This is a genomic window from Alteromonas sp. ABH2_165, from assembly GCF_056159945.1.
Genome location: NZ_JBSWWF010000008.1, coordinates 19,157 through 42,236, shown reverse-complemented (window position 1 = coordinate 42,236; position 23,080 = coordinate 19,157). Strand labels below are relative to the sequence as shown.

General features: G+C 48.2%; 20 protein-coding genes and 1 pseudogene. 6 read left to right on the top strand and 15 right to left on the bottom strand.

Features of this window, described 5'->3' with window-relative positions; translation table 11 throughout:
• Positions 1-16: 16 nt before the first annotated feature.
• The gene (locus ACXAFQ_RS15590; protein WP_474824570.1) at positions 17-520 is read right to left on the bottom strand and encodes a fasciclin domain-containing protein; all 504 of its coding nucleotides are present in this window, start codon (positions 518-520) and stop codon (positions 17-19) included.
• Between the two features lie 428 nt (positions 521-948).
• On the opposite strand from ACXAFQ_RS15590, the gene ACXAFQ_RS15585 reads away from it, so the two are divergent.
• Positions 949-3,189, top strand: coding sequence for a TonB-dependent receptor (locus tag ACXAFQ_RS15585; protein ID WP_474824258.1), 2,241 nt, complete (start codon positions 949-951; stop codon positions 3,187-3,189).
• 41 nt (positions 3,190-3,230) lie between these two features.
• Here ACXAFQ_RS15585 and ACXAFQ_RS15580 read toward each other — a convergent pair whose 3' ends face one another.
• Positions 3,231-4,796, bottom strand: coding sequence for an FAD-dependent oxidoreductase (locus tag ACXAFQ_RS15580; protein WP_474824256.1), 1,566 nt, complete (start codon positions 4,794-4,796; stop codon positions 3,231-3,233).
• A 456-nt stretch (positions 4,797-5,252) separates the two neighbouring features.
• Here ACXAFQ_RS15580 and ACXAFQ_RS15575 point away from each other — a divergent pair, with 456 nt between their 5' ends.
• Both ACXAFQ_RS15575 and ACXAFQ_RS15570 read left to right on the top strand, forming a co-directional pair.
• Positions 5,253-7,355: a prolyl oligopeptidase family serine peptidase gene (locus ACXAFQ_RS15575; protein WP_474824254.1), complete on the top strand. Its 2,103-nt coding sequence runs from the start codon at positions 5,253-5,255 to the stop codon at positions 7,353-7,355.
• A gap of 159 nt (positions 7,356-7,514) precedes the next feature.
• The gene (locus tag ACXAFQ_RS15570; protein WP_474824252.1) at positions 7,515-7,787 is read left to right on the top strand and encodes a hypothetical protein; all 273 of its coding nucleotides are present in this window, start codon (positions 7,515-7,517) and stop codon (positions 7,785-7,787) included.
• Positions 7,788-7,848: 61 nt separating this feature from the next.
• Here the strand turns inward: ACXAFQ_RS15570 and ACXAFQ_RS15565 are convergent, their stop codons facing one another.
• Positions 7,849-8,811, bottom strand: coding sequence for a hypothetical protein (locus tag ACXAFQ_RS15565; protein ID WP_474824250.1), 963 nt, complete (start codon positions 8,809-8,811; stop codon positions 7,849-7,851).
• Between the two features lie 83 nt (positions 8,812-8,894).
• On the opposite strand from ACXAFQ_RS15565, the pseudogene ACXAFQ_RS15560 reads away from it, so the two are divergent.
• Both ACXAFQ_RS15560 and ACXAFQ_RS15555 read left to right on the top strand, forming a co-directional pair.
• Positions 8,895-10,037: pseudogene (locus ACXAFQ_RS15560) on the top strand (TonB-dependent receptor domain-containing protein).
• Between the two features lie 421 nt (positions 10,038-10,458).
• Positions 10,459-10,650, top strand: coding sequence for a hypothetical protein (locus tag ACXAFQ_RS15555; protein ID WP_474824248.1), 192 nt, complete (start codon positions 10,459-10,461; stop codon positions 10,648-10,650).
• A gap of 86 nt (positions 10,651-10,736) precedes the next feature.
• Here ACXAFQ_RS15555 and rluF read toward each other — a convergent pair whose 3' ends face one another.
• The 9 genes from rluF to ACXAFQ_RS15510 all read right to left on the bottom strand — a co-directional run bounded on the left by rluF (position 10,737) and on the right by ACXAFQ_RS15510 (position 18,667).
• The gene (gene rluF, locus ACXAFQ_RS15550) at positions 10,737-11,504 is read right to left on the bottom strand and encodes a 23S rRNA pseudouridine(2604) synthase RluF (protein WP_474824246.1); all 768 of its coding nucleotides are present in this window, start codon (positions 11,502-11,504) and stop codon (positions 10,737-10,739) included.
• An 85-nt stretch (positions 11,505-11,589) separates the two neighbouring features.
• Positions 11,590-12,417 (bottom strand): hypothetical protein, encoded by an 828-nt coding sequence (locus tag ACXAFQ_RS15545; protein ID WP_474824244.1) that lies wholly within the window; start codon positions 12,415-12,417, stop codon positions 11,590-11,592.
• Positions 12,418-12,452: 35 nt separating this feature from the next.
• A complete protein-coding gene (fabG, locus tag ACXAFQ_RS15540; protein ID WP_474824242.1) occupies positions 12,453-13,184 on the bottom strand; it encodes a 3-oxoacyl-ACP reductase FabG in 732 nt (243 codons plus the stop codon).
• The gene (locus tag ACXAFQ_RS15535) at positions 13,177-15,363 is read right to left on the bottom strand and encodes an MMPL family transporter (RefSeq protein ID WP_474824240.1); all 2,187 of its coding nucleotides are present in this window, start codon (positions 15,361-15,363) and stop codon (positions 13,177-13,179) included. The genes fabG and ACXAFQ_RS15535 overlap by 8 nt, the downstream gene beginning before the upstream one ends.
• Before the next feature lie 129 nt (positions 15,364-15,492).
• Positions 15,493-16,203, bottom strand: a complete 711-nt coding sequence (locus ACXAFQ_RS15530) for an outer membrane lipoprotein carrier protein LolA (RefSeq protein WP_474824238.1) — start codon at positions 16,201-16,203, stop codon at positions 15,493-15,495.
• On the bottom strand, positions 16,185-16,601 hold the full coding sequence (locus tag ACXAFQ_RS15525; RefSeq protein ID WP_070125611.1) for an acyl-CoA thioesterase: 417 nt from the start codon (positions 16,599-16,601) through the stop codon (positions 16,185-16,187). Before ACXAFQ_RS15525 ends, ACXAFQ_RS15530 begins: the two co-directional genes overlap by 19 nt.
• A 4-nt stretch (positions 16,602-16,605) precedes the next feature.
• Positions 16,606-16,860, bottom strand: a complete 255-nt coding sequence (locus tag ACXAFQ_RS15520; protein ID WP_070125610.1) for an acyl carrier protein — start codon at positions 16,858-16,860, stop codon at positions 16,606-16,608.
• A 12-nt stretch (positions 16,861-16,872) separates the two neighbouring features.
• Entirely contained in the window at positions 16,873-17,736 is an 864-nt protein-coding gene (locus tag ACXAFQ_RS15515; protein WP_474824234.1) for a lysophospholipid acyltransferase family protein, read from the bottom strand.
• Positions 17,729-18,667 (bottom strand): chorismate transformation FkbO/Hyg5 family protein, encoded by a 939-nt coding sequence (locus ACXAFQ_RS15510; protein WP_474824232.1) that lies wholly within the window; start codon positions 18,665-18,667, stop codon positions 17,729-17,731. Before ACXAFQ_RS15510 ends, ACXAFQ_RS15515 begins: the two co-directional genes overlap by 8 nt.
• Before the next feature lie 239 nt (positions 18,668-18,906).
• Here ACXAFQ_RS15510 and ACXAFQ_RS15505 point away from each other — a divergent pair, with 239 nt between their 5' ends.
• Positions 18,907-20,271 carry an AMP-binding protein gene (locus ACXAFQ_RS15505; RefSeq protein WP_474824230.1) on the top strand — a complete coding sequence of 455 codons (1,365 nt, stop codon included), beginning with the start codon at positions 18,907-18,909 and terminating at the stop codon, positions 20,269-20,271.
• An 86-nt stretch (positions 20,272-20,357) separates the two neighbouring features.
• Here the strand turns inward: ACXAFQ_RS15505 and ACXAFQ_RS15500 are convergent, their stop codons facing one another.
• From ACXAFQ_RS15500 to ACXAFQ_RS15490, 3 genes are read right to left on the bottom strand one after another with little or no spacing between them, the layout of a single operon-like run.
• Entirely contained in the window at positions 20,358-21,593 is a 1,236-nt protein-coding gene (locus tag ACXAFQ_RS15500; protein WP_474824228.1) for a beta-ketoacyl-ACP synthase, read from the bottom strand.
• A 15-nt stretch (positions 21,594-21,608) separates the two neighbouring features.
• A complete protein-coding gene (locus ACXAFQ_RS15495; RefSeq protein ID WP_474824226.1) occupies positions 21,609-22,064 on the bottom strand; it encodes a hotdog family protein in 456 nt (151 codons plus the stop codon).
• On the bottom strand, positions 22,064-23,071 hold the full coding sequence (locus ACXAFQ_RS15490; protein ID WP_474824224.1) for an LpxL/LpxP family acyltransferase: 1,008 nt from the start codon (positions 23,069-23,071) through the stop codon (positions 22,064-22,066). Before ACXAFQ_RS15490 ends, ACXAFQ_RS15495 begins: the two co-directional genes overlap by 1 nt.
• Positions 23,072-23,080: the final 9 nt, after the last annotated feature.

The window sequence follows — 23,080 nt, the reverse complement described above, 5'->3', positions numbered from 1 at the left end:
AAACTTTTACGCGCACTTATAAACCGGCTGACATCTCGGCAGGCATAATCACTTTATCAATCACGTGAATCACGCCATTCGACGCTTCAATGTCTGTTGCCATGACTTTGGCATCATTCACCATTACTTCACTACTGGTAGCCGTAATATCAATTGGCGCACCTTCAACTGACGTTGCTTCGTCCATTTCAACGACTTCTGAGGCCATCACTTCATCGGCGACGACATGGTAAGTCAGTATTTCCACCAACTTGTCTTTATTTTCCGGCATCAGCAGTTCGCCGAGCGTTCCTTCAGGTAATGCTTCAAAAGCGTCGTTGGTTGGAGCGAACACAGTGTAAGGACCTTCACCCTTCAACGTGTCTACCAGACCAGCCGCTTTCACAGCAGCCACTAATGTAGAAAACTGAGAATCCGAAGCCGCGGTATCAACGATGTCTTTTTCACCTTTATGATGGTTAGCCATTGCACTGAAGCTCAATGAAGCGGTAACAAGAAGTGCGCTGGCGGTTTTGAACATTTTCATTTCGTTTCTCCTGATAATTAAAAAATGTGCACGAACGTGAAACGGCTTCGAACGTGTCATTAATGGATACCTGCGCTTTTATATTTTGGTTGATTAAAGATTGTTAACATACGACTCACAACAAAGATATTTGAGAAAAATAATGGCTTTTCATCTACCTACAAAACCAGTATGGTAAAAATTGAAGTCAAATTTTGTACAGGAGGTACGATGACATGCGAAGCGGGATGTTTGGTATTACTGGCGGACCTAGCCCGACTACCATGATGAATGACGACGGAACCTACTGGATGTTCATGTTATTCACATTCTAACGCGCATTATTTCGCTATTTGGCCTGTTCAAACCGAATTAACCCTATTTCCTGAAATGTTCTATAACTAGATATACGTTAATTCAGACCATTCGTTGCAGGCCAGGCAATGCCCAAACAGTTTACTTCCGTTATATGTCTTTTTACTGCCGCATCGCTACCCTCGTTTGCACAATCGACGAACGACAATTCTGAGCAAGAACGCACGGAGGTCATAGAAGTCACGGCGCAGAAAAAAGTCACCACATTGCAATCGACCCCTATTGCGATTTCGGCTTTCACTGGCAATATGCTGCAACAGCGAAACATCGATGATTTATCCAATTTACAATCTTATGTACCCGCACTGCATGTGGGTCAGGAGCAGGATGGATTTAAAATATCTATCCGAGGCATTGGACTGCAAGGCACCAGTTCTATCTCCGATTCCGGGGTTGCCTTTTACATCGACGACAATTACATCGCGCGCCCTGCTGGCGGTTCAGCCATTCTTTACGACATTGCGCGAGTGGAGGTGCTACGCGGCCCACAGGGCACCTTGTATGGCCGAAATGCAACAGGTGGCGTGGTAAACGTAATATCCAACACACCCAAGGATTATTTCGTAGCCAAGGCAGGTGTCAGTGTGGGGGAACGCAACTTAAGAGAGCTCAGAGGGCTCGTCAACTTACCGATTAACGAAAAAAGTGCGGTGCGATTTTCCTCTGTGTATACCGAAGAAGACGGATATGTTCGAAACCTTTCCGATGAACCGGGAACCGATGATTTCTTCGGTACCGATGGCGATGTGACGATAAAAGGGCAATATCAATACAACGCTGACGATGATTTGCAGCTACTGATTTCTGCAAACTACAGCGATTTGAAAGGCACCGGGGTGAACATGACCTACCTCGAGCGTAACATTGGAGGGCCGCCCCCTGTCCGAGCGCTACTCGTTACCATGCCTGAAGATCCGCAAGATCCGTTGATTGCAGACAATAATACCGAGGCCTATAAACATACAGAAACCGCCAGTACGTTTGTGCGACTCACCAAAACATTTGGCGAACTGGAAGGCTTTCTGCAAGCGTCGTATATGGATCAAAAGTCCCGTCTGCAACAAGATTTCGACGCCTCGCCGGTTGATATCAGTATATTCAACAAAGAGCAGGACAGCATTGCCAAAAGTGTTGAAGCCCGTTTGTCTTCAAGCAGCAACGATGTATTGACCTGGCTTCTTGGCGGCTACTATTTTGTCGAAGATACCTTTATTTTCCGCCGGGTTCGACTAAACGGCCTTACACCAGGTGGCCTTATCAGCTTACCTGACTTTCTTCTCGATGAAGACGGAACAAGCGAAACCACGGCAGCGTTTACCTCGGCCACATACACGTTAACAGATACCCTGAATTTGTCTGCCGGATTGCGCTACACCAGCGACAACAAACGCGGTGTGAAAGTGACACGTGGCAACTTCGGGCTCCCGTTTCCACCCGATATCCCGAATGATATTTATTCTGGCGACGCTTCGTTTTCAGAAACCACCTGGCGTTTGGGGGCGGAATGGTCACCGTCTTCAGACATGTTGGTGTATACCTCGGCATCCACTGGCTATAAAGCCGGAGGCTTTAACCTCACATCGAATGGTTTACCTTACGATGCTGAGCAACTGATGGCCTATGAATTTGGAGTTAAATCTGAATGGCTGGATAAGCGATTGCGCGTCAATCTTGATAGCTTTTACTACGACTATGAAGATATGCAATTGACTACGCTCACCACCGTGAACAATGCGCCCGGACAATTTACTTCAAACGCCGCTAGAAGCACCATTCAAGGCTTTGAAATAGATAGTCGTTATATCGTTGATGCCAACTGGAAGTTGTTTTTTAATTACACGTTAACCGATGCGGAGTTTGACGAATTGTTCAGTACCGATACCCGCGATCCGGCGCCCGTATTTAATGAACAAGATCCCGCTGGCCTAGGCCGCACAGATTTAGCCGGAAACAAAATCCCTTTTGTGCCGCAAAGCAGTGTGCAGGCTGGCATAGAATTCGGTACCGAAGTGAGTAACGGTGGCTACATTACCGCTGCATTGAATTTCCTGTGGCAGGATGACATGTACTTACGCGAATTTAATCATCCTGAAATTGATAAAGTTGAAGCCTACACGCGTACAGATGCCACCGTCACCTATGCCTTTCCCGGCGATGCACTTACCCTTACGGCTTTCGTTACCAATATTGAAGACGACACGCAAAAAACCAGTGTTTATGTAAGCCCCGGCTTTCTCGGATTCAGTGCTACGTCAGCCTATTCGCGACCGCGTACTATTGGGCTAAAGCTTGATTATCAGTGGGAATGAATATGGCGTGGCTGCTGACCGAAATCAGCAGCCATATGCCGTCAGGCAGCTTCCAGCTTAGCCATTATCGACGATAATGGCACATGGTCATCCATTTCGATGACCATTTTTGCTGTCAGTTTGGGATAACCCTTTGCCAATGCGGCAACCACTTTGCCTTCCTGTCGGAAAACTGCCAGAAAATGCTCGTCGCCTGGCGCCCCCACCGTTTCAATATCATCCCAGCTTTTTGCATGTCCGACATATTCAAACTTGTCATCATATTGTTTTGTCCAGAAGTAAGGCGTTTTATCAAATGCCTGAAGCTCTCCTTGCTTCCCGAGACTCCTCAGCAAATTTAGTGCTGCGTGTTTACCTTGCTGTTGGGCGGTACGCCAGTGCTCTACATGCATCACGATACCCTTGTAGGGGTAGCTGATAATATCGCCCACGGCATATACATGCTCTGACGCTCGAAGGTATGCATCAACGTTAATCTGACCATCATTGTTCAGGGGTAAACTGTTAAGAAGATGTCTATCTGTTTTGACACCGGTAGCCAATAACACCAAATCGGATTCGATAAATTGGCCTGATGCCAGTTCTATACCAGTCACCTTTTCTGCACCGGTAAATGCAGTCACCTCGTCATTAACGAATTCCACTCCTTTGCCTTCATGTAAGTTACGGAAATATTGTCCCACTGTTCTGCCAAACTGCTTTTCAAACGGCACCGGATCGGGCGCTATCACCCGCACCCGGATCCGGCTATTGCGTTGCTTCAACGCGGCGGCAACTTCCAAGCCAATAAAGCTGTTCCCCACTATACTGATCTGATTAGTGTTCTCCACATCGTCAATAACGTGCGTAACCTGCTCCACATTCCTTAGCGTATGAACGCCTGAGAGATTTACGCCAGGCAAATCTGGTCGAACCGGTACGCCACCAGTTGCAATAATAAGGCGATCAAAGTTAACGGTTTGCCCGTCTTTCAGTTCAACCCGTTTCGCTCGGGTATTGATTTCAGCCACTGCCGACATTAAGCGGGTCACTTCTGTGCGCAGCATCGCATCAACAGCATCTAAGGTTGGAACGTCTTCAGGTTCCATATCACCCGCTGGCACGGCTTTTGTGAGTAAGGTTCTGTCATAAGGCGCGTGCTGATCTGGGTCTATAACGGTAATCTGCCCGTTGAAACAATTATTTACCAGAGTTTGTAATGCGGCACTACCAGCTGCGCCAGCTCCGATGATCACTACGTGGGCACGGTCGCTGACTGCTGTTAATCGATTTTGTCGATCCCCAGTACTGTCTGTTGCCACGCTGGTATCGACAAAAATTTCACCCTCTCTAATTTCTATGGCGTAGCGTTTCAGACCGGTAAGCGCCGGTGGCTCGCATACATCTGCAGAAGTAATATCGAAAGCCGCTTTGTGCCACGGACAAACCAGCTTGCCACGACATACCGCCCCGTCTTCCAGGGGCGCGCCTTTATGTGGACAGTCAGGGCTGCTGGCAATAACTTTACTACCATCTCGTATAATAAGAATGTCGGTATCGTCGAGTGTTTTACGAACTGGAATGAGATTTTCAAACTGTTGCAAATGACCGGCAGAAATAAAAGACATGACTTGCTCCTTCGAAGGATTACGCTGGAATTAAAAGAGGACTAATCAAAAGAGAGTTTCAAATTCTGTTCCGGATAAGATGCTGACACGATTAAATCCTGTCTAGTGTTCACTGAATAGGCTACCAAGTTCATTTATATCAATTAGTTATGAAAATAAAATTGTCGTGATTTAGGAATATTAGTGCAAATGATAAATAAGATATGCCAAGTCTCTTTTGTTTTAACCGTTACCATTACGCGCCGGTCGGGCAACTTTTACACCGTTTAAACAGGCGGTTTATACGTGAACAAGGTCTGCACTTGCTTCAATTCCACCTCCCCGTTTATATTGGTATTTGACAATAACAACAAACAGGGACAGCGAATGCGCCACCTAACCAGGAAACTCACTCCACTTTTACTTATACCCGCACTTACGGCTTGTCAGCCGTCTGCAGAAAAACCGGAAACCGCGATGTCAGAAACCGCTTCAACGAAGAGTCCGCTCAACTACCCGCAAACAAAGAAAGGCACTGTGGTAGATACCTACTTCGGTACTCAGATTGCCGATCCCTACCGCTGGCTGGAAGACGATCGCAGCACTGAAACTGAAGCTTGGGTAAAAGCCGAAAATGCGATTACCCAGGCTTACCTGAGTAATATTCCTTATCGGGAGAAAATTGCCGAAACGGTCAGTACCCTTTTAAACTACGAACGCATCTCCGCGCCTTTCAAGGAAGGTGAGTACAGCTACTTCTATAGAAATGACGGTCTGCAAGACCAAAGCGTGTTATATCGTCAGAAAGACGGTGGTGAGCCTGAAGTCTTTATCGATCCGAACACATTCAGCGATGATGGCACGGTCTCTCTGGCTTCCGTAGAATTCTCAGAAGACGGCACCTTGGCTGCTTATATGACCTCAACCGGTGGCAGTGATTGGCGCACCGTCTATGTGATGGACACAATCAGTAAAACGCTGCTTGAAGATAAACTGGTAGACGTGAAATTCAGCGGCATTTCCTGGTTTAAGAACGACGGCTTTTATTATTCCAGTTACGACAAGCCAAAAGGCTCAGAGCTAAGCGAGAAAACCGACCAGCATAAAATTTACTATCATCAGCTAGGCACGCCACAAAGCAACGATGATAAGGTATTTGGACATACCCTTGAACAGAAACACCGCTACATCGGCGCAACGGTAGCCGGAGACAACCAATACCTGCTGATTTTCGCTGCCGAATCTACCTCGGGCAATCGCCTTTTTATGAAAGATTTAACCAAACCTGAAAGTGATTTCATTACCCTGAAACCCTCACTGGAAGCCGATACCGATTTGCTGCTGATCAAAGACGGCTATGCTTATGTGAAAACCGATCTGGACGCACCTAACGGCAAATTGATTCGTTTCGATGTAAACGCACCGGCACTGGAAAACTGGGAAGATGTAATTCCTGAAACCGACAATGTGTTGTCGGTTACCACCGTTGGCGGCTATTTCTTTGCCGAATACATGGTCGATGCCATTTCACAGGTTAAACAATACAACCTCGACGGCAGCTTTGTTCGCGACATCGACCTGGCCGGTATTGGCTCTGTTGAATCTTCGGGGCGCAGCCTGGGTGACATCGGTTCATTCACTGGCGGCAAAGATGCCACCGAAACATATTTTATGTTCGAGAATTACAGCACGCCGCAGGCAATCTATAAGCTCGATATCGAAAGTGGTGAAACCGAATTGGTGCGCGCGTCGTCCACCAGCTTCGACAGCGATGCGTATACCTCTGAGCAAATATTCTATACCTCTAAAGATGGTACGAAAGTACCCATGATCATCACGCACAAGAAAGGGCTAAAACTGGACGGTAAAAATCCCACTATGCTTTACAGCTACGGTGGCTTTAATATCAGTCTACCGCCTCGCTACAGTGCAACCGTGGCGGCCTGGTTAGAACTGGGCGGTATCTATGCTGTGCCAAATATTCGTGGTGGTGGCGAGTACGGTAAAGCCTGGCACAAAGCGGGTACGCAGTTGCAAAAACAAAACGTGTTCGATGACTTCATCGCAGCCGGTGAATACCTGATTGAAAACAATTACACCAGCAAACAATATCTGGCGCTGCGCGGTGGTTCAAACGGGGGCTTGCTGGTAGGCGCAGTGATGACTCAACGTCCTGATCTCGCCCAGGTGGCGTTGCCTGCTGTTGGTGTACTCGACATGCTGCGCTATCACACCTTCACTGCTGGCGCAGGCTGGGCTTATGATTATGGTACCTCTGAACAAAGCGAAGAAATGTTTAAATACCTGCTTGGTTATTCGCCCATTCACAACGTTAAAGAAGGTGAAAGCTACCCGGCTACGCTTATCACTACAGCAGATCACGACGATCGCGTAGTACCAGCACACAGCTTTAAATTTGCTGCGGAACTGCAAGACAAGAATGGCGGCCCCAAACCCATGCTTATTCGCATCGAAGCTGACGCCGGACACGGTGCTGGCACGCCAGTACACAAAACCATTGAACAATATGCCGATATCTATGGCTTTACCTTGTATTCGATGGGTATACAGGAACTGTAGACCGGCGCGTAATACACCTCGTGCAAGATCGTATAATATTAATCACGGTCAGATCCGCCCTTCGGGGCGGATTTTTATTTTCTTCACCGCAATTGCTATCCATCGGAAAAAGAGCGTTACGACCCATTTTTCCTGGCCGATTATCAAGGCGGTATTACCATGCCTGACACCTTCCAATATCGCTTCGATGGCCGGGGAATTACGGTAATTGCTGACGCGCTTGGCAAAGATGGCGACGTGATCACGGCAACTATCAAGATTGATGACAAGCCAGCAAATACGGAAACCGCGCCGGTGAACTATCTCACCCGCCGCTTCTTTCTGAATTGGGGTTTTGACCTGGCCCCCGGCAATCACACCATGACCATTACGCTGGATAACCATAATACCGATGCCACACTGTTATTAAATAGTATTGCGGTATACCAATAGCGACTTAAGCACTTGCTTACAGATATGAAAAAAGGGCGTTATCGCCCTTTTTTCATGTGGTTTATTGCGGTTCTGGCGCCAAGGCTTCGGGCTCTTCGTCAGCCACGGTATCCGATTGATAACGGCGAATTCGCTTGCGCTTTGTTTCATCTAGTTTCACTACATAGGCGTTACCCCCTATGCCGTTGAACTCTTCGTCGGTAAAAACAATGGTATTGCTGTCGTAGAAAGACACTGCTTCTTTTTGCGTCACAATCCCCAAGTCAATCCGCGACACATCACCCGAGAAAAAATTATCGCCTTCAAAATTCTCAAAAATCCAAAGACTGGTGGAGTCCAGCAATACCAGCATTTTGCGATCAGGACTTAATGCCGCTGAGGTTATCCAACACAGTTTTTCTAGCGTTGTGCAGGTTTTAAATGACCCTATCAGCTCAGCGTCAAAGTTCGCGGCAGAATCACCTATGCGATAAAGATTGGTAATGCCGTCGAAGGGTGACGTCCGGTTTTTGGTAAACAGGTACAGGTTATGATTGAATTCCACGAAGGCTTCTAAATCGAAATTTCGTTGATCAGGGGCGATCTCCGAACCATCCATTTCAGGATAGGTGAACTTGATAATCTCCGCTTCAGTTTCGTCTGACTTTATATCGATTGGGTTTTCGATTTTATAAATGGTCAGCCACTTTCGCGATTGGTTGTTATTGCCGAAATCACCTAAGAAAAAATGCCCGAATGCATCCTGGGTCATGTCTTCCCAATCGATGTTCTTTGCGTTGGTCACCGCTACTTGGCGAGCAATAGAACCGTCGTCATTAAGTTGATACAACACCGGATCATCACCGCTGTCATTAATTGCCCACAGGCGGCCACGCTTATCAAACTCAATACCGGAGATTTCACTAAGCTGAGGATCGAAGGAAATGCGCTTCATGCTGTATAAGTGGTGAATGGCGTTAATGGTTATCGCGGAGGCCACCAGAATACCCAAGCCAATGAAGCCAAACGTTGTTTTTCTAATCATGTTATTCAGGAAGGGAAAAAACTTCAGGCCCAATTATGTAGCAGGTTGACCAGTGATGCCAGGAAAAGGTTTTTATTGCAGTTGTGCAAGTGGCTGCAGGCTTAGAATACCGTGAAGAAGATGTTGCCGATAACCCGGATGAGCAATTCCAACGTGGCCTGATTTTCGGTACCGAAGCCATTTCTGCTGCGGCGTCTCGTGACATTTCTGCCGCCTACGTAGAGTTCCTGGTGCCGTTCACCGACACCTTCGACGTCACACTGGCTGGCCGTTACGATGATTACAGCGATTTTGGTTCAACCACCAATCCAATGGTGGCCGTGTCATGGCGTCCACTTGATAACTTCTCCGTACGTGCCTCGTGGGGTCAGGGCTTCCGCGCGCCGTCTCTGGCACAAATTGGCTTAGGCCCATCACAAGACTCACCATTGGTAGACGACTATTACCGCTGTTAGTCAGACGGCATTTGTGAAGGCGAACGTGAGCGCGGCGTTATCTACACATCGGATGCGGTGCTGCAACCAGAAGAATCTACCACCTGGAACTTCGGTATTGTTTGGCAAGTCACTGACGAGTTTGACTTCACTGCCGACCTGTGGAGTATTGAACAAGATAACAAGATTGATCAGAACCCGGTTGAGAACATCTACGCTGCCGAATGTAACAACCAAGACAGTACGGTGTGTATCCGTTTTGATCCACTTCCTGGCGAAACGCTGGGGCAAATCGACCGTATCTACAACATTTACGTAAACCTGAGTTCGCAGGAAGCCAGTGGTTTAGATTTATCTGCCGGTTATTTGCTTGATCTGGCCGATATGGGCCAACTGAAGTTTGGTCTCGACTGGTCTTATATTGATTCGTTCAAAAAAGACGGTATTGAATACGCCGGTGAGCTGAATTATCCGAAAAACCGCGCTCGTATGACAGCAGACTGGACCTTCGGTGATCTGGGTCTGACGGGTATTGTGCGTTACATTGGCGAATTTGAAAGCTTCCAGGCTTTATCTGAAATTGAAGCGTCTGAAGCAGATATGGTTGACTCTCAAACGCTATTAGACTTACAGGCTTACTACCAGTTTAACGATGAAACCACCTTTACCCTGGGCGTCAATAACCTGTTCGACACCGATCCTCCCTTCACTGCCCGCGGATACGGCTATGTGGCTGAAACCCATATGCTGCGCGGCCAATACGTGTACGGTGAAATTAAATATAAATTCTAATTGTTAGATTCAAACAAAGCCCCGGCGCGGTAACACTGAGTTAGCCCAGCCGGGGCTTTTTTTATGCCTTTATGGCGACGAAACACCTTTGTTCTTATAGTCATTGCTGTAATCGTTTTGCAACACCACCGCCCTACTCTGAGCAAGTAAGCTAAGCGCCACCGCCGGTGGAATAAAAATTCCCGGTAGTTGGAATAAAATTCACGCTGCTTAACACATTCACGTGAATGTTGGGCTATGATGATATTGTCTTCCTGTGCATTTTTTCAGCCAGACAACTTTTCAGATATTTATGAAATGCCATAACACAAGGAGCGGGGCTGCGGTAAAGGTTATTGCCATTTCTTTCGGTGTCATTCTGGCAACGTCCTTGCTTTATCTTTTGCAGTTATCGCACTTGTACAACCACAGAGAGATTACCATGATGAATATCCAGGTACATGACAACAAAGGAATTGAAACGCATAAGCTGTCGGCAGCAGACATCACGCCACAGGTGGAGCGTAAACTGAAAGCGCTTTATGCGTTTGGTGGATTCTGTAAGGTGGGAAATCAGAAATATCCGAGTGCTGAATCGTTACTCGCTGACTGCGCTCCGCGCATGGCAAGCTAAATCGATTTTATGTGAATTGCGTATTATCGCCGCCTGAACTGTTGCTGCAGTCAGGCGGCTTTTTTATGCGTTGATAAAATGGGAATCTAGCGTTTTTCCGGCGCTGTCTTCGATGAACCTTCCACGGCTTTATTCAGCACATCCAGTTCTTTCTGCGTAAGATTACGCCACTGTCCGGGACGTAAATTGCCTAAGGTAATGTGCATAATGCGCGTACGCTTTAGCTTCAGTACGTCGTAACCTAAAAACTCACACATACGACGGATTTGTCGGTTAAGTCCTTGGGTCAGAATAATGGTGAAACGGTCACGGCCTCTCGACTCTACCGTACAAGGCTTCGTCACGGTGCCGAGAATAGGTACGCCGCGAGACATTTTTTGCAGAAAACGGCCGCTGATGGGCTGGTTTACGGTCACATCGTATTCTTTGTCATGGGCGTTTTCCGCCCGCAGAATTTTATTCACGATGTCGCCATCGCTGGTCAGTAGGATTAGCCCTTCCGATGGCTTATCTAATCGCCCAATGGGGAAGATGCGCTCTTTGTGACCAATGGCATCAATGATGTTGCCTTTCACATGGCGCTCGGTAGTGCAGGTGATCCCCACCGGCTTGTTATAAACAATATAAATCCGGTCAGACTTGTCTGCAGCAACAGCCCCAATGAGCTTGCCGTCGACTTTCACTTTATCGCCAGGCTGCACCTTGGTGCCAAGTTCAGGCAATTGGTTGTTTATGGTTACCCGCTCTTGTTCAATCAGCTTGTCAGCCTCCCGACGGGAACAATGGCCGGTGTCGCTGATGTATTTATTGAGGCGCTTTCCCTGACCGGAACTGCTTGCTTGCTCGGAACTCATGTTGCGGGGTAACCTTTAACTAACTAGTAAAATTAAGGCGCTAAGCATACAGCATCAGCGCCCAATTTTCTGTGATGATTCACTATCAGAATGCGTAATCAGGCAGAGGCTCGTCGAACATGCCTAACTTGTATTGTTCTGCCGTCTCTTCATTGAGCGCTTCGCGGTTAGATTCCGCATATCTGCGCAGCTTTCTCGTTTCACTGTTTTCTTCAACTTCCAGTAACACATCGTGGTAGCGGGCCATGCCGCTGCGTCCAATGGCATTCATTAACCATGCAAAGGTATCAAGTTGATTTTTCTGTGCTGACGCATAATTTCTCAGCAGGATTTCAGCTGCGATGTCACAGAGCGCCTGGCTCTTCAATTCTCTTGAAGTCATTTCTTTCGCAGCCTGCTTAAGGTTAGACAGATCACCCGCTGTCATTTGCGACTTAAGGCGGCTAATTACTGAGCTATCCAGCTCCTTGCTGTACAGCTTTTCAGGCAACATGTACATGCCGTAAGCGAACTGTTCACCTTCAGCACCAGGAAGGTCATCTAAGGCTTTATCCGCATGACGTTCCAGTTTGTCGATGGTGGTTTTTTCCACCACTTCAGACAACACGCTGTAATAACGTCCATTTTCAGATGCGCCAATGGCACGGGCTACCCAAGCCAGTGAGTCCACTTCACTGCGGGTCGCATGAGGGTACTTTTTCAACAGAATGGCTGCAGCGATATCCAGCAATTCAGGGTTTGCTATTTTCGCGCTGTAAATTTGTTTGGATGCCGCTCGAAGTTGCGTCATGTCGCCGGAAAGCATCATATCCGCTAGTCGTTGCTCTTGCGGCGTCAATTCTGCAAAGGCTTTTGAGGACAACACGCTGAGTGTTAGTATCAGTGCCATCATGGCTGTCGTTAAATATCTCATCATTTCTCCATTAATTGAGATTCACTCACAAAAAGTTAGTACATGCCGCCGTTTACGCTAATCACTTGACGGGAGATATATCGGGCTTCATCAGAAACCAGAAATCCAATCGTATTGGCAACATCATCCACGTTACCAAATGTCCCCAGCGGAATCATTTTTTTCGCTTCATCGGCCACCGCACCTTCAATCATGCCGGTTTCGATAACACCCGGCGCCACACAGTTTACGGTGATTTTTCGCTTACCGAGTTCAATAGCCAGGGCTTTGGTTGCACCAATAATTCCCGCTTTAGATGCACTGTAATTGGTTTGTCCGCGGTTGCCCATGAGGCCAGATACAGACGATAGCGTTACGATGCGGCCACCCTGGCGCAGCCTGATCATTGGCATGATCACCGGATGCAACACATTGTAAAATCCATCAAGATTGGTGTGAACAACGCCATCCCATTCATCACCTGTCATGGCTGGGAACGCAGTATCCCGGGTTACACCGGCATTACACACCACACCGTAATACGCGCCATTTTGTTCAATATCCGCTTCAATAGCCGTTTTGGTTCCTTCTCTGTCGGCAATATCAAACTGCAAAGCTACAGCATTTCCGCCATCAGCAAGAATGTCGTTGACCACTTTTTTCGCGGCCTCTTTACCACTGCGGTAATGCACCGCCACGGCGAAGCCTTGCGCCGCCATCTTGTAAGCTGTTGCTTTACCAATACCACTGCTGGCACCTGTGACGAGGATTCTTTTTTGCTCAGACATGAGATCCTTTTTCCTTATTTTCCGGCTTGCCGTTAAACAGGCTTATCGCCGCAATAAAATTAATCGTATTTCCAATCAGAATAATGCTGCCAAAGGCTTGCACAACCGGCATGGCGCTGAATGCCAACAAACCGAATGACAACAAACTGGTGATCGCCGAGAGTAAAATAGCCTGCTGGGTGGTATCAGGCTTGTCTGCCATTTCCCGGGCAAAAATGATGTAGTCCATACCCAGGCCAAGTACCAAGAATAACGCCATGATGTGAAACACATTCAGCGCCTGACCGGCCAATAGCACAGCAGCAACGGCAATCAAACTGGCAGAAGCGGGGATAAGTAAAAGTTGAATAACAGACGCACTGCGGTACCACAGCGCCAGCAAAAGCGCGACCAGTACGTAAGCAATGACTAACAGCATAGCCCCAGTTTCGCGCTGAGACTTAAGTGCCTTCGATGCATTGCCCAAAGTGTTCACATACTCAATGGCAGGAATCGCCTCGGCAGCGGCTTTCAATGCCGTTAAATCACTGTTTTTGCGAATAAGTACGAAGCTGTATATCTGCCCGTTTTTCTCACTCCAGAGCGGTGGAAGTGTGGCGTTCTGGCTTGATAGCTCGGTAAAATCAAGGACCTTTCCGGCAGCGTTTGTGTATTCAGTTTTTACCGGTGACACTGACTCAGCCGGCAATCCCAAAGCAGCAAATACATCAAGAACGCCGCCCTGCCCATAAAGTTTAGCCTGGGAAGCGTAATCTGCTCGCTGCCTTTCAGGCGAAGGCAACCAGTCGCCAATACCGCTCACCGCGGCCTTGTTCACGCCGGGAAAAGCATAAAAATCTTCTAGCGCATTGAATATGTCTTGGGATTCTTGCCCGCGTACAAGCAAGTACCGACCGGGCTCGTAAACCTGGGTGAGCGAAGATACAGCTTGTTCCTGCTGCAGTAACGTAAGAGATACATGGAAAAAACGGCGAGGATCATCATTCACCTGAAGCCCACCACTCAGCACATACAGCAGACTACCGGCAGCGAGCAATAATCCAGTGGCGGCGAGCGCTTTCGGGCGTCGGGCAACAACACGTTGCAACGACGCGATAACCACTTTCAACATGGCCTGGCGGGCTTCAATAGGACGGCGCACCACCCAAGGGCCCAGCAGCATCACACACAGCCAGGCCATGCCCAAACCGGCGCAAGAGAAAAGCGCAATTTTCTTTAGAATGGTTAAATCGGCAATACTTAAGGCGCCATAACCTACTAGCGAGGTAATCACACTAAGCACCATAGCCCGATAAAGTACGCCGTGGTGTCGTGAAGTCTGCGCGTTTACTTGCGACGCGCTCGATAGAAAGTGATAAAAATAATGCAGTGAATAGTCCACCACGATACCAATAAGACTCGCACCGAACACAATAGTAAGTACATGCACAGAGCCAAACACCCACACGCTGGTAAGTATGCCAAAGCCAACGCCGGCGGCAATGGAACTGAGCGCCAGGGTAAGCGGTAACAACGAGCGAAATACCAGCAGCATGAGCACCAGCACGCCAGCTATCGAACCCACTGCAATCAGTTGAATGTCAGCTTTTGCAGACTGCGCAGAATCAACAGCGAAAAAGAACATGCCGGAGTGCAGTACCGACACATTGAATTCATCGCGTACAGATTGCTCTGCTTCGGTAATTTGCTGATAAACTTGGTTTTGTTCAGCCATACCGCCAGGAAAGTCATTAAAAATCACGGTGAAGGTGTTTACGTATTCCCCTTCCGCTTCGATAGACTCGGTGGATTCAATTTGCTCGGTCAGCCCCAATAGATAATCGGAAAACCAACCGAGGGGATCTTTTTCGAACGGCACCATTCTGATCCCTTCCCCCAGTTGATAGAGCTTGCGCTGGGCGGCCTTCGCCATTTGTTCCGGGGTGTCGGATTCAAGTGCGTCTCGTTGAGCGTCGGAAAGGAAATTAAACCGGTAGGGCGTAATCGCAGAGAGGTAGCCACCCTGTTGATTTTCGTTGGTGAGTGCTTGTAAGCCTGGCAGCGTGTTGATGGCAGACTGCAACGCCTTGGCGCCGTCTGCGGCGTGTTTTTTGTTGTCGCTTTTCACCACCACAATGAAGCGCTGGCTGATATCGTTGGTCAGCGCATCCAGAGCGAACTGCAAGCCGGGGTCACTCACTTTCTCCGGATTTAAATCATTGAGGTTGGTATCAATCTTAATAGACTGAGGATTTACGCAAGCGAATACGATCCCTGCCACAAGGGTAAAAACGAAGCACAGCCGAATAAAGAGCGACATAAGTTGTAATTAATAGGTTTCAAAACGGCCTGGAGAGCGCAACACGCGGCACCAGTCGGTTTTGTCAGCATACAACGCTTCGCATTGTTCGTACGCCTTGCGCTTACCGTCAAACTCGTATGCTTGAATCTTGTCGATGAGCACTTGGGTGTTTTGGCCAGTGGCATCGGTCACTTTTATGGTAACGGCTGGCTGAGCGTTATCGGTGTTTTCCTGACTAATGCGAATGGCATCCAGCCCTTTGCGCATCATGTCGCTTTCCGGTATAAGTAGCAGAGCACCACTGTCTTCCTGCGTGATCGCAAATTCGTCTGTAAAGTAGCCGGTATCACCCTTAAGTAACCGAATAAAAATATTCGACATGATATAGCGGGCTACTCCACTCAACGGCGTGAGTGTACCGTCGTCCTCTGCCCTGAAGTTGTTAGTACCATTTACGTATAAAATAGCTTCACTGAATGGCTCGATGGAGTGCCATACCAACCCCAAATCGCAGGAATAATAAAAGTCTCCTGCCGATTTCAATGGTACCGGTAGCCCTTCCATTGCTTTTTGCTGGCTGAAGTGTCCGGAAAAGTGACAACCCGAAGGAAACATCGACGACAGTAAGGTTTCTTCATTGGCGGAGCTCTGCTCTGCCAAGGCCGATACACTCACAACACTGAAAAGGACTAAACCCAAACGGGCTGGCGAAAAGCGACTCATGATTGACTTATCCATGCATTGATTGCGTCAGTGAGAAAGGCTGGAGACTCATATTGGGTGATTTGTTCTGGCATCGCAACCGCAAACTGGGTCGTTTTGGCTTTGGTGAACACTTCGCCGGTGTCGCGATCTTTTATCACATAACTGATCTTCAGCCGGTTTTCCCATTCAGTCAACCAGGATTCCACTACTACTTTTTGTTCAAACAGCAGAGGCTTAATGTACTTCACCTGAATATCGACAATGGGAAAAAAGAATCCCTGCTCTTCCATGACGCTGTACGGGCAGCCTATTTCAGACAACAATGCACACCGGGCCATTTCGATGTATTTTGGATAATTACCGTGCCAAACCACGCGGTATGCATCCACATCGAAAAAAGGAATATCGATATTCAGGCTATTTTTTTTCATGGTATTACGCTTTTGCAGGTAACTCGGCGAGTACGTCGACCACGTCTTGAATTGTTCTTACCTGCTTGAACTGCGACGGTGAAATTTCAACGTTAATGCTCTTTTTCAGATCTACCAGCAAATCGACCGCATCGATACTGTCGATATCTAAGTCTTCGTAAAGACGGGCTTCCGGCACGATTTCCGCTGGCTCAAGCTCGAAAAGATCAACCAGAGTGTCTCTGACCTGATCAAGAATATTTTGTTTTTCCGCATTCATTTCGCATTCCCTCTATGAATTTTCCAGCTGTTCCGGCGTTGCCGCTATCTCTGTTGACAGCTGTTTGTTGTAATAGTTTTCCAGAAATTGAGTGAGATGTCTGTACTGCTTAGGTCGTGGTAGCGTGGTGTCGATACATTCGTCTAACGCCATCAACTCACCTGAACGCAGTGTAAAAGCCGGGCCGCCTGGTGGAATATCGTACCACTTATCGCCTTTTTTCAGCGCCCGCGGATAACACTCTATCATCACCGGCATAATAGACGCATTAACAGCCACCGCCATATTGGCCGCGCCTCGCTTAAAGCGTAAAACGTTATCTTCTTTGGTGCGGGTGCCTTCGGGAAAAATAAGAATATTCTCACCGGCTGCCAGCTTGGCCGCGGCCATAGGTAATATCTGCTCGGCATTATTAGGAATGAACCCGGCCTGACGCACCACTGCACCGGTAAAAAAGTTATCCCACACCGCGCTTTTCACAAAACAGCACATTTGCTCGTTGACGGCGAGTAACAATACCACATCGATTAACGACGGATGATTCGCAATGAGAATATGCCCGGGGCGTGCGGTATGCATTGAGTCTAAGTCGAAGGAATAGCGGATCAGCCCAAAGAAACGCATGATACGGATGAACGTGAGACACCCTTTATGAATACACCAACGGATCATGCGCTGCTTTTTCGCCGGCGAAATAATAGTAACCGGACTCATCAAGCGGAAGAAAACCCCAACCAGCAACGCGCCTACACCAAAAAGGATATAGCTCACGCCAGCACTGAAGATTTGCCAGGCTTTGCGCAGCTTTGTGGCTACCATGCCTGCGCCCTTACGTGATGAGAGCGCCGTGGCTTCAGAAGAGAGCGCGCTAGACACAGAAACATTCTATTTCGACCAGCAAGTCTTTGCGGCAGATATCCGCAAGGGTGTACACCGCATCGACGTCTGGATATTGAGTCGAAAGCCAGTCGCGTACAAAAGCCGCATCTTTGGCGTGACGAATATAGACTTTAAAGGTAGACAGCTGACAACCTTCCGGGTTTGCCGTTTCCAGCAGGTGACGAATATTAGACATTGTCACCGTAAGCTGCATTTCCAGGTCGCCCTCGCCACGGGTTTGATGACCGGTAATGCTGGCGGTACCTGAAATGAACAGGAAGTGAGAATCAGCAAGGGTTAGCGCGGTAGCACGAGCAAACGAAGGGCTGGAAATACCGTACTCACGAGGATATTCGTAAGCGTTAACTTGATGATGATTGTTATAGTGACGTGGCTCCACCTTACTGGCAAACACGTAAAAAACCGCACCGTCGGTATGATGACCGAGCGCTGAGGCTGACGGAAAGCTTTGCGGCGGCATACCAGCAGCCTCAAACGCATTCAAACGTCCGGTACAAAACTTCTTGTACAACTCATTGTCGCCTTCACCCACGTTTATCGACGGCAAATAATTCCAAAAGCGAAATGGATGTACAAAACCCTGGGCTTTTAAGATATTCAAAATGGAAGAATAGGCCGCATAGGTTTGTTGTTCGATGTCTTCACATTCGTCTTTGGTGAGCCAATGGGCAACACAAATTACGTCGTCGGTTTTAGACCAGAAGCATTTACCCGTTTGCCCTCGGCTAACCTCACCTTCTATTAACCACAGTTCATTGCCGGCATTTTCAACCGCGCCTTCTAACCCGGTAGCAATAAGACCATTACCAAACGGTTCACATTGATTAGTAAGTGGCATTACCGCCAGCGCGTTTACACTGGAGATTAATTCGTTAGCGGGCGAGGAACAAAATTGCTGTTTTAACATGGGACAACTGAATTTGGTGTGACTGCAAACACGAATGATGGTGCAAACAGGCAGAGAAAAACTGATTTAAACCAACTCCCTGACGCTCTGCTTGCTTATTTTCAGACGATCATTCCATGATACAGAATTAGTTTTTGACTGGGCGGTAGTTTAAACTAGCGAAAATCGAAAATAAAGCGAATGGACGCATCCTTTACCTTGGCTGTTAACATTCGTGAACACCAGTAAATCAATTATTCATGTCAAATACGTTTCCGCTAGTTACCCGCACATCTGAAGATGCAATTGCCTTTCTTACACAGCCTATAAACGCCGTTGGCCTTGATGTAGGGCCCGTGTCTACGAATCAGTTTCTCAATCATGTCAATCAGGTGGCTGAAGCGCTGACCCATCGTGGTCATGCTATTAATCTTTGTGAAAACCGCTACCTCTTCCTGGTGGGACTTTGTGCCGCAATTTTACGCGGTACAACCACCTTATTACCGTCGAGCAAAAATGTCGCCACGCAGGATCAATTAAATGAAGATTATACTGATTGTTTTATCATTCATGACGGCGGAGAAATTAGCCCAAACCTGCCGGCATTCGATATTCTGTCTGCAAACGCACCGGTTCAAAATCGCACTGTGGATGTGCCTGTTGTTGAAGATGACTTTCTAGCTTGTATTAGCTTTACTTCCGGCTCTACCGGAAAGTCGAAACCGAATCTTAAGTACTGGCGCACCTTGCACCGCAGCAGCCTGATTAACTACACCTTCATGATCCCGGATTGTGAAGAGACCTTGTATCAATTGGCCACCATGCCGGCACAACACATGTGGGGGTTTGAAACTTCCGCGTTATTGCCGTTATTCAGTAAAGTTTGCATGAGTGATGCAAAGCCGCTGTTCCCACGGGATATTCTGGATTCCTTCGCGGCTTTGCCGGAACCCAAGCAACTGGTTTCCACCCCTGTACATTTGCGGGCGCTGTGTGCCGATATGACCACTGACGTTCACGCCCACTCCGTGCTGTGCGCCACGTCCCCGCTTACCACTGAACTTGCCACCGAAGTGGAGCAGAAATTCAACGCGCCATTAAGAGAAGTGTACGGTTGCAGTGAAGTGGGCTCAATGGCGGTACGACGTTCTGCCAAGGAGCAAGCCTGGTTTAAGTTTGAAGGCATTGATTTTGCGCAGGACGACGGTACCACCACTGTACGCGCTGAACATTTGCCCTCAGATACCCTACTGCAAGATTTCATTGAATTTAAAGATGACAATCACTTTGTGTTGTCTGGCCGGGCAAGCGACTTGATAAAGATTGCCGGTAAACGGGGTTCACTATTTACCATTAACCAAACGCTGCTGACGTTTAAGGGCCTGGAAGATGGCATTGTGATTCATCCTGAATCAGCAGGCCCGGTAACCCGCCTTGTCGCCATTGTGTCGCTGAAGCAAGGTGTAGAAAAAGCGGAATTGGTGCGCTTCTTACAAGCCCGTTTAGACAGTGCTTTTGTGCCGCGACCTGTGTACGTGGTAGATGCCCTGCCCCGCGAACCTAACGGTAAGCTGCTGCGCAAAAACATTGATGCGCTCCATGCGTCACTGAAAAAGAAAAGATAATCAGTTTACCGGCAGTTAAATAAAAAGGGCGTCCCGAGAAATTCGTGACGCCCTTTTTGTTTGTTTTTCACGGCAATGTTTTGCGTTTAAACCCGCTTTATGATCAACGAGGTATTGATACCGCCAAAGGCAAGGTTATTACTCATAAAGCAATCGGTTTTGATTTCGCGGCATTCCTGGCGGATGTAATCCAGCGGTGCACATTCTGGATCAACGTTATCCAGATTCAATGTGGGTGCAAACCAGTTTTCTTTCATCATATTAATGGTTGCCCATACTTCAAATGAGCCGCAAGCACCCAACGTATGGCCGGTATAGCTTTTCAGCGAACTAATTGGCTTAGCGCCCACAACCTGATAGGTCGCATTACTTTCCACAATATCACCGTGCTGCGTTGCCGTGCCGTGTGCCGATACATAACCAATGTCATCGGCGGTTACACCGGCATCTTTCATGGCTGAGGCCATCACACGTTGCACCGTTTCTGGATTAGGTTTAACCAAATAAGCACCGTCGGTATTGGTGGCGTAACCCGTGACTTCAGCCAGGATGTTCGCACCACGGGCTTTTGCATGTTCGTAGGACTCAAGAATAAGCGTACACGCACCCTCACCCAGTACCAGGCCGTCACGGTCGCGATCGTAAGGCCGAGGCGTGGCTTCCGGGGTATCATTTTTGGTGCTGGCCGCGAACAGGGTATCAAATACCGCTGCTTGGGAAGGACACAATTCCTCTGCGCCACCGGCAATCATCACATCCTGCTGACCAAACTTAATGGCTTCATACGCATAGCCAATGGCCTGGCTACCCGCCGTACAGGCACTCGATGTGGTGTACATGCGACCCTGGGTACCAAAATACACACTAATGTTCACCGCAGCGGTGTGGTTCATCATGCGCAGATAGGTGCTGCTGTTAATGCGAGAAGTCGAAAAGTTCTCAAGCATAGGGGCAAATTCTAGTGCTGCTTCACTGCTGCCTGTGGCGGAACCGTAAGCAACACCCGTCGCAGAAGAGCGGATCACCGGATCATCTGTTAGGCCAGCATCAGCCAGCGCACGCTCTGTGGCCAGCACACCCATTTGGGCAACACGCCCCATGCTGCGCTTTTTCTTTTTGGTGTAGTGATCGGGCAACGCAAAGTCGTGAATGGGAGCAGCCAGATAGGTGCCAAGACCGTCATACTTTTTCCAGTCTTCCATGTAGCATACTGCTGATTTCATCGACTGAAGCGCAGATTTTACCTGCGACCATTCATCACCCAGTGCAGACACTACACCGGCACCGGTAATCACAACCCGTCTGTCATTATTGTTACTCAAACTACATCCTTTTCTTTAAACCGGCCGGCGGAAAACCGACAAACTCGCCGTTGCCAAACACTGCACTTCGCTACCGTCTTGCGGCTCATTTTCAATGAAGCAATCGAACGTTGCAAGCCCATCGCCCACCAGCGCTTTTTCTTCACAGCGCACCGTGTACTTACCCGGCGCAAAGTAATCGCAGTGGGTTTTAAATGACCGCGTACCGAGCAGAAACCCTAAATGCGGCGACACTTTCCCCAGAGCAAGCTGATGCCCGGCGATAAGCGCGGCAGTCTGGCCCATGTATTCCAAACCAATCCAGGCAGGGACGCCCTTGTCAGCTTCAAAAAACGGGCTTTCTTCATCAACGTAGGTACGCGATGCCGATGAGGTTTCGGTGATATTCAGTACTTCGTTAATCAATAACATGGGCGGACGGTGAGGAATTAACTCAAACAACCGGCTGTCGAAACGGGTTTCCTGCGACATTACTTCCCTTCCCCTTTGGTGCCCGCTGTTAAAGACGTGGTGTCGCCGGGCTGCCAGAAATCATAAAAATTAAACCATTGATACGGTGCGTTAAGGCAATGTGCTTCCAGTTTCGACGCAAACTGTTGCGCATAATGCTGTAAATCCTGCTGGCGAGTTTTGCGGTTGATCTGCAATTTGTCACACAACGGCGCCACATCAAACAACACCTTGTTGTCTGCCGCTTTATAGCGATAAGCAAACATCAGCTTTACCGGGCAGGCCAACGCTTTTGCCAGCATGTAAGGGCCGATGGGTAGCGGTGCTTGTTGCCCTAAAAATTGAACATCAACGGTACGTTCCAGGCCGCTCAAGGGCACTCGGTCACCGGCAATAAACACCCACTCGCCAGCATCAATTTTTTCTTTCAGCATCATGATGGTGGTAACATCAAATTCATCAACCTGGAAGACATTAAGGCGGGATTCGTTATTTTCGTCTTGCATCATTTTAACGAAGTTGCCGGCGTGCTTATCGTACACCAGTATATTGATAACCTTGCTGCGATAACGGTGCATAAAGCCCCGGCAAAACTCCAGGTTACCAAAATGAGAGCCAATAATGAGTTGACCTCGGTCGTCATTGTGCAGGGCATCAATATTCTCTGGCGAGCTGAGTACGAAGTCTTTTTCGGTAATTTCGTCTAACCAGCCCAGCATCTTATCCAGAATCACTTCGGCAAAGGTTTTGAAATGCAGCAGAACATGTCGATAGCCAGGCTTACGCTGCAAAACTTCAGGTTTGAAGCGGTAGTGCGCATTCAAATATTGCAACGATGCTTCACGCTGCTCCTTGCGGCACAGGACAAAATACAGCGCCACCGGATACATGATGACCGAAAACACTTTACGGCCGCATACCCGGTAAATAAAAAACACCAGTCGCATGGCTGCCATGGTGCCGGCTTCACGGGTTTGCGACCAGTGAGCCTGCTGTTCTGTGGTTGCGGTTTTATCTGACGCCGTCATCGTGCCCCT